General features: G+C 64.2%; 14 protein-coding genes. 6 read left to right on the top strand and 8 right to left on the bottom strand.

The window, feature by feature from the left end; translation table 11 throughout:
• Entirely contained in the window at positions 1–999 is a 999-nt protein-coding gene (locus QF092_RS14670) for a hypothetical protein (protein WP_281464915.1), read from the bottom strand.
• A gap of 27 nt (positions 1,000–1,026) precedes the next feature.
• The gene (greA, locus tag QF092_RS14665; protein WP_281464913.1) at positions 1,027–1,497 is read right to left on the bottom strand and encodes a transcription elongation factor GreA; all 471 of its coding nucleotides are present in this window, start codon (positions 1,495–1,497) and stop codon (positions 1,027–1,029) included.
• A 297-nt stretch (positions 1,498–1,794) separates the two neighbouring features.
• Between greA and QF092_RS14660 the strand changes: the two genes are divergently transcribed.
• The 3 genes from QF092_RS14660 to QF092_RS14650 all read left to right on the top strand — a co-directional run bounded on the left by QF092_RS14660 (position 1,795) and on the right by QF092_RS14650 (position 6,101).
• Positions 1,795–3,441: an electron transfer flavoprotein-ubiquinone oxidoreductase gene (locus QF092_RS14660; RefSeq protein ID WP_281464912.1), complete on the top strand. Its 1,647-nt coding sequence runs from the start codon at positions 1,795–1,797 to the stop codon at positions 3,439–3,441.
• 121 nt (positions 3,442–3,562) lie between these two features.
• Positions 3,563–5,272, top strand: a complete 1,710-nt coding sequence (locus QF092_RS14655) for a tetratricopeptide repeat protein (RefSeq protein ID WP_420026468.1) — start codon at positions 3,563–3,565, stop codon at positions 5,270–5,272.
• Positions 5,259–6,101: a 4-(cytidine 5'-diphospho)-2-C-methyl-D-erythritol kinase gene (locus tag QF092_RS14650; RefSeq protein WP_281464910.1), complete on the top strand. Its 843-nt coding sequence runs from the start codon at positions 5,259–5,261 to the stop codon at positions 6,099–6,101. Before QF092_RS14655 ends, QF092_RS14650 begins: the two co-directional genes overlap by 14 nt.
• On the opposite strand, the gene QF092_RS14645 is transcribed toward QF092_RS14650, so the two are convergent.
• From QF092_RS14645 to QF092_RS14635, 3 genes are all read right to left on the bottom strand, one after another.
• Positions 6,086–6,412, bottom strand: a complete 327-nt coding sequence (locus QF092_RS14645) for a hypothetical protein (RefSeq protein WP_281464908.1) — start codon at positions 6,410–6,412, stop codon at positions 6,086–6,088. The genes QF092_RS14650 and QF092_RS14645 overlap by 16 nt on opposite strands.
• A 79-nt stretch (positions 6,413–6,491) precedes the next feature.
• Entirely contained in the window at positions 6,492–6,833 is a 342-nt protein-coding gene (locus QF092_RS14640) for a hypothetical protein (protein WP_281464906.1), read from the bottom strand.
• Between the two features lie 95 nt (positions 6,834–6,928).
• Complete coding sequence (locus QF092_RS14635) at positions 6,929–7,930, bottom strand: polyprenyl synthetase family protein (protein WP_281464904.1); 1,002 nt, start codon at positions 7,928–7,930, stop codon at positions 6,929–6,931.
• 47 nt (positions 7,931–7,977) lie between these two features.
• Here QF092_RS14635 and QF092_RS14630 point away from each other — a divergent pair, with 47 nt between their 5' ends.
• From QF092_RS14630 to QF092_RS14620, 3 genes are all read left to right on the top strand, one after another.
• Positions 7,978–8,196: a putative signal transducing protein gene (locus QF092_RS14630; RefSeq protein WP_281464902.1), complete on the top strand. Its 219-nt coding sequence runs from the start codon at positions 7,978–7,980 to the stop codon at positions 8,194–8,196.
• Between the two features lie 2 nt (positions 8,197–8,198).
• Entirely contained in the window at positions 8,199–8,978 is a 780-nt protein-coding gene (locus QF092_RS14625) for a tRNA1(Val) (adenine(37)-N6)-methyltransferase (protein ID WP_281470024.1), read from the top strand.
• Between the two features lie 80 nt (positions 8,979–9,058).
• Positions 9,059–9,226 (top strand): YdcH family protein, encoded by a 168-nt coding sequence (locus QF092_RS14620; protein ID WP_101919339.1) that lies wholly within the window; start codon positions 9,059–9,061, stop codon positions 9,224–9,226.
• Positions 9,227–9,230: 4 nt separating this feature from the next.
• On the opposite strand, the gene yddG is transcribed toward QF092_RS14620, so the two are convergent.
• From yddG to QF092_RS14605, 3 genes are all read right to left on the bottom strand, one after another.
• Entirely contained in the window at positions 9,231–10,094 is an 864-nt protein-coding gene (gene yddG / locus QF092_RS14615; protein WP_281464899.1) for an aromatic amino acid exporter YddG, read from the bottom strand.
• A 218-nt stretch (positions 10,095–10,312) separates the two neighbouring features.
• Complete coding sequence (phbB, locus tag QF092_RS14610; protein ID WP_165046477.1) at positions 10,313–11,038, bottom strand: beta-ketoacyl-ACP reductase; 726 nt, start codon at positions 11,036–11,038, stop codon at positions 10,313–10,315.
• Positions 11,039–11,157: 119 nt separating this feature from the next.
• Positions 11,158–12,333, bottom strand: a complete 1,176-nt coding sequence (locus QF092_RS14605; RefSeq protein ID WP_281464896.1) for an acetyl-CoA C-acetyltransferase — start codon at positions 12,331–12,333, stop codon at positions 11,158–11,160.
• Between the last annotated feature and the right edge of the window lie 131 nt (positions 12,334–12,464).

The following is a 12,464-nucleotide window of genomic DNA, read 5'->3' as shown; positions in this document are numbered from 1 at the left end:
TCAGTCGAAGATGCCCGTCACCCTGCCGAACAACATAAAGGCCCGCGCCGTGCGCGTATCGGCCAGTTCCGCCAGATCGGCATCGGAGGCGACCTTTTCGAATTCCTGAAAGGTCTTGTCGAAGCTGCGCAGGAAATGGTGGGCGGCGTCGCGAAAGACGGTATCTTCGCGCATCCGTGCCGCCGTCAGCGCCAGCGAGGACCGGTCGCGGATGCCGCCCAGCGCGGCGATGGTGCGCCCGCGTTCGCCTTGGGCAAAGCGCCGCCAGAGTTCTGGGCGGGCGCGGTCGGGGCGAAGGTCATCCATATAGATGCCCTCTTGCGACAGAAGGGTCAGCACGTCCTGCGCCGCGCGGATCAGCTTGGCGGTATTCCGATCTTCCAGCGCGGCGCGCAGCGCGCGGAAGCCTTCGCGATCATCCGGGTTTTCGGGGAAGTTCAGCGCGCGGATGGCATCGGCCACGGACACGGGGGGGCGCAATTCCTCGGCCGGGGTGCCAAGGGCGAGGGCGGGCTGTTCGTCCTGCGCCCCACGGTGTGGCGGCACGAGGGCGGCCTTACGATCGGCGGAAGGCACGGTCAGGCCCGGGTCGCGGCGGGTTTGGAAGGTGGCAAGAACGCCTGCCACCTCGTCCAACTTCTGTTCCACCACCGGCTTGATGGCGGCCTGAGTCTGCTGCGACAGAAGATAGGCATTGCGCATCGCATCGACCGTGGCCTGAAGCCGTGCCGCCTCGGCCCGCAGGACGCGGACGGACCGCAGGGTGGTGACCGCCGCCCAGATCAGGGCCAAGGGCAGGAACACGACCAGCAGCGTCATCACCAGACCCAGCAGCCCGCCGCCATCAGAGGCAGGCGAGATCAGCGCATAGGCGATCACGGCCACAACCCAGACCAGCGCCAGAAGGGCGGCGACAATCTCGGTCGGGCCGAAGGGGGGGCTGTCCTCGCTGCGCAGGAACATGCCCAATGGTTCGGGCTTTTCGCGGTCTTGCGCCATGCCGTTCCCCGGTCTCCTTCGCTTGCGTCAGATATAGCGGATGGTCAGGATCTCATAGCTTTTGGTGCCGCCGGGGGTTTTCACCTCGACGCTGTCGCCTTCATCCTTGCCGATCAGCGCGCGCGCGATGGGCGAACGGATGTTCAACAGCCCGCGTTCGATATCGGCCTCGGCCTCACCCACGATTTGATAGGTGCGTTCTTCGTCGGTGTCTTCGTCGACGATGGTGACCGTCGCGCCGAATTTCACCGCGCCCGAAAGTTTCGACGGGTCGATGACATCGGCAAGCGACAGCATCCCTTCCAATTCCTTGATCCGGCCCTCGATGAAGGACTGCTTTTCGCGCGCGGCGTGGTATTCGGCGTTTTCCGACAGGTCGCCATGTTCGCGCGCCTCGGCGATCGCGCGGATCACTGCGGGACGTTCGACCGATTTCAACACCTTCAACTCTTCATCCAGCGCGGTGAAGCCCGCGCGCGTCATCGGAATCTTTTCCATCGGCCCCTACATAACAAAAGGAAGGCCACGGCCCTGTTTCCAAGGCAGTGGCGTGATCCGTCCTGCGATTTCATCCATACCCAAACCGACCGGGACGGCAAATGCAAGGCCCTGCCGTGGCGGAATGCGGAAATCGGCGGCAGGACAAGGCCAAGGAACGCGACGACATGCCGCGAAGCGACATTGTGATGCCGCGTTCCGATTGACCCCTTGGCGCAGCATCGGCTAGGGGATTGCGAGCCGCCCGCAAGATTATTGCGCGGGCAAGCAAGGGATAGCGGGGAAGGAGCAGGCGGAATGGCCGACATCGTCCGTGAGTCGATGGAATATGACGTGGTGATCGTGGGGGCGGGTCCGGCGGGCCTGTCGGCGGCGATCCGGCTGAAACAGCTTGACCCCGATCTGACGGTGGTGGTGCTGGAAAAAGGGTCCGAGGTCGGCGCGCACATCCTTTCCGGCGCGGTGCTTGATCCGAGCGGCCTTGACGCGCTGCTGCCCGATTGGCGCAGCATGGGCGCGCCGATCAAGACCGAGGTGAAGGAGGATAACTTCTACATCCTTGGCCCGGCAGGGCAGGTGCGCATCCCGAATTTCCCGATGCCGCCGCTGATGAACAACCACGGCAATTACATCGTTTCCATGGCCAATGTCTGCCGCTGGATGGCGGGGGTGGCCGAAGGGCTGGGGGTCGAGATTTTCCCCGGCATGTCGGCCTCGGCGCTGGTCTATGAGGGTGACCGGGTGAAGGGCGTGGTTGCGGGCGAATTCGGCCGTGACCCGGAAACCGGGGAACCGGGGCCGTCCTATGAACCGGGGATGGAGTTGCATGGCAAATACGTCTTCCTGTCGGAAGGCGTGCGCGGGTCGCTGTCGAAAGAGGTGATCGCCAAGTATGACCTGTCGAAAGACAAGTGCCCGCAGAAATTCGGCCTTGGCATGAAGGAAATCTGGGAGATCGACCCCGCCAAGCATCGCGAGGGCACGGTCACCCACACGATGGGCTGGCCGCTTGGGTCAAACGCGGGCGGCGGGTCCTTCATCTATCATCTGGAAAACAATCAGGTCTATGTGGGCTTTGTGGTTCACCTGAACTACGAGAATCCGCATCTGTATCCCTATATGGAATTCCAGCGCTTCAAGCATCACCCGATGGTGGCGGAACTCCTGAAGGGCGGCAAGCGCGTGGCCTATGGCGCGCGGGCCATCTCCGAAGGCGGCTGGCAGTCGATCCCCAAGATGGTGGCACCGGGTGTGGCGCTCTTGGGTTGTTCGGCGGGGCTGGTGAACGTGCCGCGCATCAAGGGCAACCACAACGCCATGCTGTCGGGTAAGGCGGCCGCCGAGTCTGCCCATGCCGCCATCAAGGCAGGCCGCGCGGGCGACGAACTGGCGGCCTATGAGGCCGAGGTGCGGAATGGTGCCATCGGCCGCGACCTGAAGCGGGTGCGGAATGTCAAACCGCTGTGGTCGAAATACGGGTTGGTGGCCTCGCTTATGGGTGGGGGCATCGACATGTGGGCCAACACGATCGGCCTGACGATTTTTGGCACGCTGAAACATGGCAAATCGGATGCGGCGGCGACGGGTTTGGCGAAGGATCACAAGCCGATCGACTATCCCAAGCCCGATGGCGTGCTGTCCTTCGACCGACTGACCAATGTGGCCTACAGCTTCACCAACCATGACGAGGCGCAACCCGCGCATCTGAAGCTGAAGGACCCGTCGATCCCGATTTCGGTGAACTTGCCGAAATATGCCGAACCTGCGCAGCGTTACTGCCCGGCTGGGGTCTATGAGGTGCTGGGCGAAGGCAATGACGCGACCTTCCGGATCAATTTCCAGAACTGCGTCCATTGCAAGACCTGCGACATCAAGGATCCGTCGCAGAACATCAATTGGACCACGCCGCAGGGCGCGGGCGGGCCGAACTATCCCAATATGTGACCCAAGCGGTGACATTTCCGTGTAGGACAGCAGGCCGGGTGGCGAAATGCCCCCGGCCCGATTGCCAGCGGGGGCAGGCGCGGCTAGCTTTCCCCCATCCCTCGCGCCGGAGAGTTGCCTGATGCCGACCCGTTTCCTGCCCGCCCTGCTGTTTGCCTCGGTGATGGCCCTGCCCGTCGCCGCGCAGCAACAGGCCTATGACGGATCGGCAGGGGCCTTTCTTGCCGCCCGAGTGGCGGCATCCGAGAACGATTTCCGAGAAGCGGCGCGGTGGTATGACCGTCTGATTATGGCGGGGATGAACGATCCGGCCACGCTGGAAGGCGCGGTGATCGCGCATATGAGCCTTGGCGAGGTGGACCGCGCGGCAGAGCTTGCGCGGCAATTGGTGCAGAAGGGCGGGCGCAGCCAGCCGGCCTATATCGCCCTGCTGGCCGATCAGGCGAAGCGCGAAGACTATTCCGGGCTGATCGCCGATATCAAGGCGGGGCGGACGGTCGGGCGGCTGGTTGATGATCTGGTGATGGCTTGGGCCGGCCTTGGCGAAGGGCGCATGTCGGATGCGCTGGATGCCTTTGACGCGCTCGCGAAATCGCCGGGGCTTGAGGCGTTTGGCCTGTATCATAAGGCGCTTGCGCTGGCCTCGGTCGGGGATTTCGAGGGGGCGGACAATATTCTGTCGGGGCGCGAGGCGGGGCAGATCGTCCTGATGCGGCGGGGTGCGGTAGCGCATGCGCAGATCCTAAGCCAGCTGGAACGGAACCCGGATGCGCTGGCCCTCTTGGACCGTGCCTTCGGGACAGAGGCCGACCCCCAGCTTGATGCCCTGCGCGCAAGGCTTTCGGCGGGGGAGCCTGTTCCCTTTGACATCGTGCGCAATGCGCAGGACGGGATTGCAGAGGTGTTTTTCACCCTTGCCACCGCCCTGCGCGGCGAGGCCGAGGATGGCTATACCCTGATCTATGCCCGCGTTACGGGGCATCTGCGCCCCGATCATGCCGAGGGGCGGTTGCTGGCGGGCGGGATGCTGGAAGCGCTGGATCAATTCGCCCTGGCGGGCGAGGTCTATGCCACGATCCCGGCCGATGACCCGGCCTATCACGTGGCCGAGGTGGGCCGTGCCGATACGCTGATCGCGGAAGGCAAGGTGGACGCAGCGCTAGAGGTGTTGCAGGCCCTGACCCGCAGCCATGGCCATCTGGTCGAGGTCCAATCCGCGATGGGTGACGCGCTGCGGCGGCAGGAACGCTTTGCCGATGCCATCCCCTATTACAGCGCCGCCATCGACCAGATCGCCAAGACCGAACAGCGGCACTGGACGCTGTATTATTCGCGTGGGATCAGCAACGAACGCGCGGGGAATTGGCCCGAAGCCGAGGCCGATTTCCGCCGCGCCTTGGAATTGAACCCGGATCAGCCGCAGGTGTTGAACTATCTGGGCTACAGCTTTGTCGACCGGGGCGAAAATCTGGACGAGGCGCTGGGAATGATTGAACGCGCCGTCGCGGCGCAGCCCGATGCGGGATATATCATCGACAGCCTTGCCTGGGCGCTGTTCCGGCTGGGCCGCTATGAAGACGCAGTCGAACCGATGGAGCGGGCGTCGCTTCTGGAACCCGTCGATCCGGTGGTGACGGATCATCTGGGCGATGTCTATTGGGCCGTGGGCCGCAAGCTGGAGGCGCAGTTCCAATGGCACCGCGCGCTGTCCTTTGACCCGGAAGAGAAGGACGCCAAGCGCATTCGTCGCAAGCTGGAGATCGGACTTGATGCCGTTCTGGCGGAAGAAGGCGCGAAACCGTTGACCGAAGTGGCGAATGGCAGCAACTGAATTCGCGCCGGCCAAGATCAACCTTTGCCTGCATGTCACGGGGCGGCGGGCGGATGGCTATCACCTGCTTGATTCCATGGTGGTCTTTGCCGGGGTGGGGGATCGGGTCAGCGGGACGCTGGCCGATCCCCCGTCCCTTTCGGTGACCGGGCCGATGGCGGCGGGACTGTCGGGCGAGGGGGATAACCTTGTTCTGCGCGCCGCGCGGGCGATGGGGCTTTCAGCGCAGATCGTGCTGGTAAAGCACCTGCCTGTGTCATCGGGCATCGGCGGCGGGTCGGCGGATGCCGCCGCCGCCCTGCGCCTGCTGGCACGGCTGTCGGGGCGCTCGCTGCCCGATGCCGCCACCGTGCTGGCGCTTGGCGCGGATGTGCCGGTCTGTCTGGAAGGCCGCCCCGTGCGCATGACGGGGATTGGCGAGGGGCTGGCCCCCCTGCCCGCCTTGCCGGACGCGTGGTTGGTGCTGGCCAATCCCGGCGTGGCGGTTTCGACACCGTCGATCTTTCGCGCGCTGGCGCGGGCGGAGAATGCCCCCCTGCCGCGCGATCTGCCGCGCCTGAAGACGGCGGCAGAGCTTGCGGCCTTTCTGATGATGCAGCGGAACGATCTGGAACCGCCCGCCATCGCGCTGCAACCCGTGATCGGGCGGGTGAAGGCGCAGCTTTCGGCGCAGACAGGATGCCTGATGGCGCGGATGTCGGGATCGGGGGCCACCTGTTTCGGGCTATTTGCCGATCCGCTTTCGGCCAGTGCCGCCGCGCGGGCCATCCGGGCGGCGGAACCGGGCTGGTGGGTGGCGGATGCGCCGCTTCTTCAGCCCCAGTCGTGACGGAAGGCCACCTCGCGCCCATCGGCGCGGCGCAGGGCGCAGGCCACGAATTCGGGGGGGAAGCCTTCCTCCAGCGCGCCGTGAACGGTGACCTCTTCGCCCACCTCGACCGGCAGGTCATTGGGGCCGACATAGACGGTGACCACGCCGGTTTCATCCTTTAATCGGAAGGCATCAGTATCGGTGATGCGCAGCACCTTGCCCGATAGGGTGACGGGCTGGCCGCGCGGGGCCTTGGTGATGGGAACAGGTGTCGCAAAGGCGGCCGAGGCTGAAAGCAGAACCGCAGCCATCGCGGCGGAACGGATCATCGTCATCTCCCTGACGTGTTTTTGTTGTCTAGGGAGGTGGGGAAGCCGCCTGCCCTTCGCAAGGGGCGGCCTGCCCGGATCAGTCATAGCGGTGATCAAAGGTGACAAGGCTGCCATCGGCGCGGGTCGCTTCGCGGGCATAAACCTCGAGCCGCCCGAAGTCGCGATCGACGATCCCGCTGATCGTGATCTCTTCACCCGTGTTAAAGGGCACGATGCCGGGGCCAATATAGACAAGGACCGACCCGCTTTCATCGCGGAGGCGGAATTCATCCTCATCCGTGATCTGATCGACGACGCCACGGATCGTGGCACTGCTGCCATATTGCAGGTCGCCAATGGCAACGGCGGTGGCAGGCGTCGTGTTGGCAAAAGCTGGGCTTGCGACGGCAAGACCGGCAAGAAGGAATAAGCTGCGCATGAAACCCTCCATCATCTGCGTGGCAGAGAGGTCGGGGTGGGATCACGCCTGCGCAACGGGTCTGACGCCGATGTTATCGTTGCGTGAACCGCGGATCAGTTGATCCGCGCCACCACGTAATCGGCAAGGTCCGACAGCATGTCGCGCAATTCATGCGCGGGCAGGATATCCAACGCGCGGCGCGCGGTTTCGGCCCACATCAGCGCCTCATCCCGCGCGGCCCGCATCGCGCCATGCCGATCCATCAGGGCCATGGCATGGGCGAGATCGCCGTCGCGCTGATCGCCCTTTTCGATGGTGCGGGTCCAGAAGGCGCGTTCTTCGGCATCGGCCTTTGCGACGGCCTTGATGACCGGAAGCGTCAGCTTTCTTTCGCGGAAATCGTCGCCCGTGTTCTTGCCGATGGCGGCATCGGTGCCGCCGTAATCCAGAAGGTCATCGACGATCTGGAAAGCAATGCCCAGCGCGTCGCCATAAGCACGCAGCGCCTGCACCTGCGCCTCGGGCACGGCGGCGATGACGCCGCCCACTTCCATCGCGGCGGCGAACAGGGCCGCCGTCTTGCCACGGATCACCTGAAGGTAAATGGCCTCGGTCGTGCCAAGATCCTGCGCGGCGGTGAGTTGAAGCACCTCGCCCTCGGCGATCACGGCAGAGGCATTGGCAAGGATATCCATGACGCGCAGCGATTGCGTTTCCACCATCAACTGGAAGGACCGGGCGAAAAGGTAATCGCCCACCAGCACAGAGGATTTGTTGTCCCACAGCAGGTTTGCCGTGGGGCGGCCCCGGCGGCGTTCGCTTTCATCCACCACATCATCATGCAGAAGCGTCGCGGTGTGGATGAATTCCACCGTCGCGGCGAGTTTGACATGGTTCTCGCCCTGATAGCCGCACATGCGCGCGGCGGCGAGCGTCAGCATCGGGCGCAGGCGTTTTCCCCCCGCTTCGACCAGATGGGCCGTCACTTCGGGGATACGGGGGGCATGTTCGCTGGCCATGCGGGTGCGGATCAGAGCATTTACCGCCGCCATATCCTCGGCCAGCCAATGCGCCAGCCGGTCATGCGGTTTCTGCGCTGCTTGGTCCAAACCCATTCCCCCGCCTCTCGACATTCCGGGGCGGCGCCCCTTAATTCTATCGCATGAAAGAGCTTTTGCGCAGCACCGATCCGACGATCATCGCCTTTGCCACCGCCCTTCTTGAGGGGGAGGATATAGAGGTATTCGATCTGGACGTCCACATGAGCATCCTTGACGGCAGCCTTGGCATATTGCCACGCCGGTTGATGGTGCGGGACGAGGATCTGTTCATCGCCCGCGCCGTGCTGCGCGACAATGACATCCCTACGGGGCAAGAGTGAGCGTGTTCCCCGACGATGCCCTGTCGGATGACAAATTCCTTATGGGGCGGCTGAGGCTGTTGCAGCCCGCGCGCGGCTATCGCGCGGCGACGGACCCCGTGCTGCTTGCCGCGGCCTGCCCAGCGCGGGCCGGGGAAAGCGTGCTGGATCTGGGCTGCGGGGCGGGGGCGGCGGGATTGTGCCTTGCGGCACGGGTGCCCGGTGTGGTTCTGGCAGGGTTGGAAGTGCAAGCCGACTATGCCGATTTGGCGCGACGCAATGCGCAACGAAATGGCATGGCAATGGAAGTGGTGACGGGCGATCTGGCCGCGATGCCAAAGGTGCTGCGGCGGGAGTTTGACCATGTGATCGCCAACCCGCCCTATTACGGCGCGGGGGGCACGCCCTCGCCGGTGGCGGGGCGGGATCGGGCGGTCAGGGTGGATACGCCCATCGCCGCCTGGGTCGCCGCCGCGGGGGCGCGGCTGCGGCCAGGCGGCTGGCTGACCATGATCTTCGCGACGCCCTGCCTGCCTGAGGCGCTGGCGGCGTTGGCACCGAAACTCGGCTCGGCCAGCGTGCTGCCCTTGGCACCGCGCATCGGCCGCGCGCCGCCGCGTGTGATCTTGCAGGCAAGGAAGGGGGGGCGAGCCGCCTTTCGTCTGCTGGCCCCCTTCACCCTGCATGACGGTGCGGCGCATGATGGGGACAGGGAAAACTATACCCCCGGCGCCAACGCGGTGTTGCGCATGGGCGGCGATCTTTCGGCGGCCTTTGGCCGGGATGGTATAACACCTCCGTAAGTCTGCATCGATTATCCGTGACACGACTCGACGGTTGTGTTGCACTCAACCTGTCGGAACCAGTCATGAGGAGGACGGATATGACGATTGCTTCGCATCTGCAGGAACTGCGCCGCAAGCATGAGCACCTCTCTGAAATGGTCGAGCGTGAGCAGCGAAGCCCCGGCGCGGATGCCCTGAGGATTGCTGAGCTGAAGAAACAGAAACTCAGGCTCAAGGAAGAAATGACCCGCCTCCAGCAGGCGTAAGGGATCAGTCCCCGGCGCTGGTGCCTGCCCGGGCTGCCAGCGCCGCCCCCCCTGTGATCAGCACCGCCGCGGCGAGGATCGTCCATGAGGCCGGGCTGATGCCAGCGGCGACAAGGGCAAGGGTAGACAAGAGCGGTGCCGCATAGGAGGCAACGCCCAAGAGTTGGATATTGCCCTTCTTCATACCGATATCCCATGTGAAGAAGGCCGCGCCGACCGGGCCGATACCAAGCCCAAGGATGGCCAGCCAGCCCAAGGTGGTGGCGGGCCAGACGGTTTCCTCTAGCATCGGATGCACCAGCGCCGACAAAACGGCTGTGCCAAGGCAGAAGATGGTTACGCTTTCGGTGGGCACATCACCCAGACGGCGCGACAGGGTGGAATAGCCCGCCCATGTCAGGGCGCAGAGAAAGCCGAGAAGCAGACCCATCGGCGTGGCCGCCCCGCCTGCATCCCGGCCGAGCACGATCAGCGCGGCCCCCGCAAAGGCGATTATGGCCCCGATCACGACCATGGGGCGCAGCCTTTCGCCCGGCAGGAAGCTGGCGAAAAGCACGATGAAGAGGGGCCAGAGATAGGCCATGAGCCCGGTCTCGGCCGCAGGCGCGATCCGGAAGGCGGTAAAGTAAAGCGCGTGATAGCCGAAAAGGCCGATGATCCCGAAAGCATAAACCCGCCATGAGATGCCGCGCAGGCGGCCCAAGCCATTGCGCAGGGTCCAGATCAGGCCCAGCGTGCCTCCGATGCCAAAGGTCAGCGCGTTCAGAAGGAAGGGCGGCACTGGGGCCGATCCGATCGTGAACAGCGCCAGAAGCGCCCACATCAGAACGGCGGTAAAGCCGATGGCCGTTGCGTTTCTCTGCGTCATCCCTGCCTCGCGTTCCGCGCGCAACTTAGGCGGGGCGTCGGGTAAGGAAAAGACGGTTTCTGGCGCAGAAACCGGATCGGAATTTGACGCAAATTCCGGGGCCTTGGCGTTGCGCCGTCTGCCCTGCCGACCCACTGTCGGCAGGGCAGAACCGATTTCTGCGTCAGAAATCGACGCGGAATTTGTGTCAAATTCCGCGACCTTTCGCCAACGTCAGGTCAGACGAAGAACTGCCCGCCATTGGCCGAAATCGTCGACCCGGTGATGAAGCCCGCATCGTCTGACGCAAGGAAGACCACGGTCCGCGCGATTTCTTCGGGTTCGCCCAGACGGCCCACGGGAATTTGCGGGATGATGCGTTCGGCCAGAACCTTTTCATCGATCGCCTTCACCATCTCGGTCGCGATATAGCCGGGGCAGATCGCATTGACCGTGATCCCCGCCCGTGCGCCTTCCTGTGCCAAGGCCTTGGTAAAGCCCAGATCGCCCGACTTGGCGGCGGAATAGTTCGCCTGCCCCGCCTGCCCCTTTTGCCCGTTGATGGAAGAGATATTGATCACCCGCCCGAACTTGCGATCGCGCATCCCCGACCAAAGCGGATGTGTCATGTTGAACAGACCCGTGAGGTTGGTGTCGATCACCTCTTTCCACTGCTGCGGCGTCATCTTGTGGAACATGGCATCACGGGTGATACCCGCATTGTTGACCAGAACGTCCACCGGGCCAACCTCGGCCTCGACCTTGGCGATGCCCGCGACGCAGGCGTCATAATCCGCGACCGACCATTTGAAGGTAGGGATGCCTGTTTCCTTGGTGAAGGCCGCCGCGGCCTCATCGTTTCCGGCGTAATTCGCGGCCACCTTGTAGCCCGCCGCCTTCAGCGCCACCGAAATCGCGGCGCCGATCCCGCGCGAACCACCCGTCACCAAAGCCACTCGTGCCATAAGTCCCTCCTTCTGAATGCGGACATGCTTGAAATGGTGTTACCGAAATGAAGAAGGGCGCGCAACATTATTGCGCGCCCATTTTGCACCTGCGGCAATGTGGCCGCAGCATTCTGTCCTTAGGCACGCTCAAGGCACATGGCGACGCCCATGCCGCCGCCGATGCAGAGCGTGGCAAGGCCGCGCTTGGCATCGCGCCGCGCCATTTCAAAGAGAAGCGTGTTCAGGATACGGCAACCCGAGGCCCCGATCGGGTGGCCGATGGCGATGGCGCCGCCGTTCACGTTCACGATGGACGGGTCCCAGCCCATATCCTTGTTCACCGCACAGGCCTGTGCGGCAAAAGCCTCATTCGCCTCGACAAGATCAAGGTCGCCGACCTTCCAGCCCGCCTTGGTCAGCGCCTTGCGGCTGGCATGGATCGGGCCCACGCCCATGATCGACGGATCAAGCCCCGCCGTCGCATAGGACGCGATGCGGGCCAGCGGCGTAAGGCCGCGCTTTTCCGCCTCTTCCGCCGACATGATCAGAACCGCCGCCGCGCCATCATTCAGGCCCGAGGCATTGCCCGCCGTCACCGACCCGTCCTTGGTGAAGGCGGGTTTCAGTTTCTGCATCGATTCCAGCGTCGCGCCATGGCGGATATATTCGTCCGCATCCACCGTGATGTCGCCCTTGCGGGTAGAGATGGTGAAGGGGATCACCTCATCCTTGAACTTCCCGGCCTTTTGCGCAGCTTCGGCCTTGTTCTGGCTGGCCAGCGCGAATTCGTCCTGCATGTCGCGCGAAATCTGCCATTGCGCGGCGACATTCTCGGCCGTCTGGCCCATGTGATAGCCGTTGAAGGCATCCCACAGCCCGTCCTTGATCATCGAATCGATGAACTTCATATCGCCCATCTTGGTGCCGGCGCGCATATGCGCGACATGGGGCGAGAGCGACATGCTTTCCTGCCCGCCCGCAACCACGATCCGCGCATCGCCCAGCTGCACATGCTGCGCGCCCAGCGCCACCGCCCGCAGGCCCGACCCGCACACCTGATTGAGCGACCAGGCGCTGGCCTCTTTCTGCAGGCCGGCCTTGATATGCGCCTGACGGGCGGGGTTCTGGCCCTGCCCTGCGGTCAGAACCTGACCGAGGATCGTCTCCTCCACCTCGGCCTTGTCGATGCCGGCACGGGCCACCACGGCCTCAATCACCGCGGCGCCAAGGTCATGCGCCGGGGTATTGGCGAAGGCACCGTTGAAGCTGCCGACGGCCGTCCGGGCCGCGGAAACGATGACGACATTGGTCATGGCTGGTCCTCTCTTTCCCACACCGGGCAGGGTCCACGCGACCCTGCCGCCTTGCAGCATGGCCTAGACGGCGGGGGGAACAAAAGCAACATTATTGCCCAAGCAGATTGACGCAGGGGCATGGCTGCGGT

Origin of the sequence: Fuscovulum ytuae (assembly GCF_029953595.1) — a bacterium.
Lineage (GTDB): Bacteria > Pseudomonadota > Alphaproteobacteria > Rhodobacterales > Rhodobacteraceae > Paragemmobacter > Paragemmobacter ytuae.
This window is presented reverse-complemented; position numbering and strand designations above follow the sequence as displayed.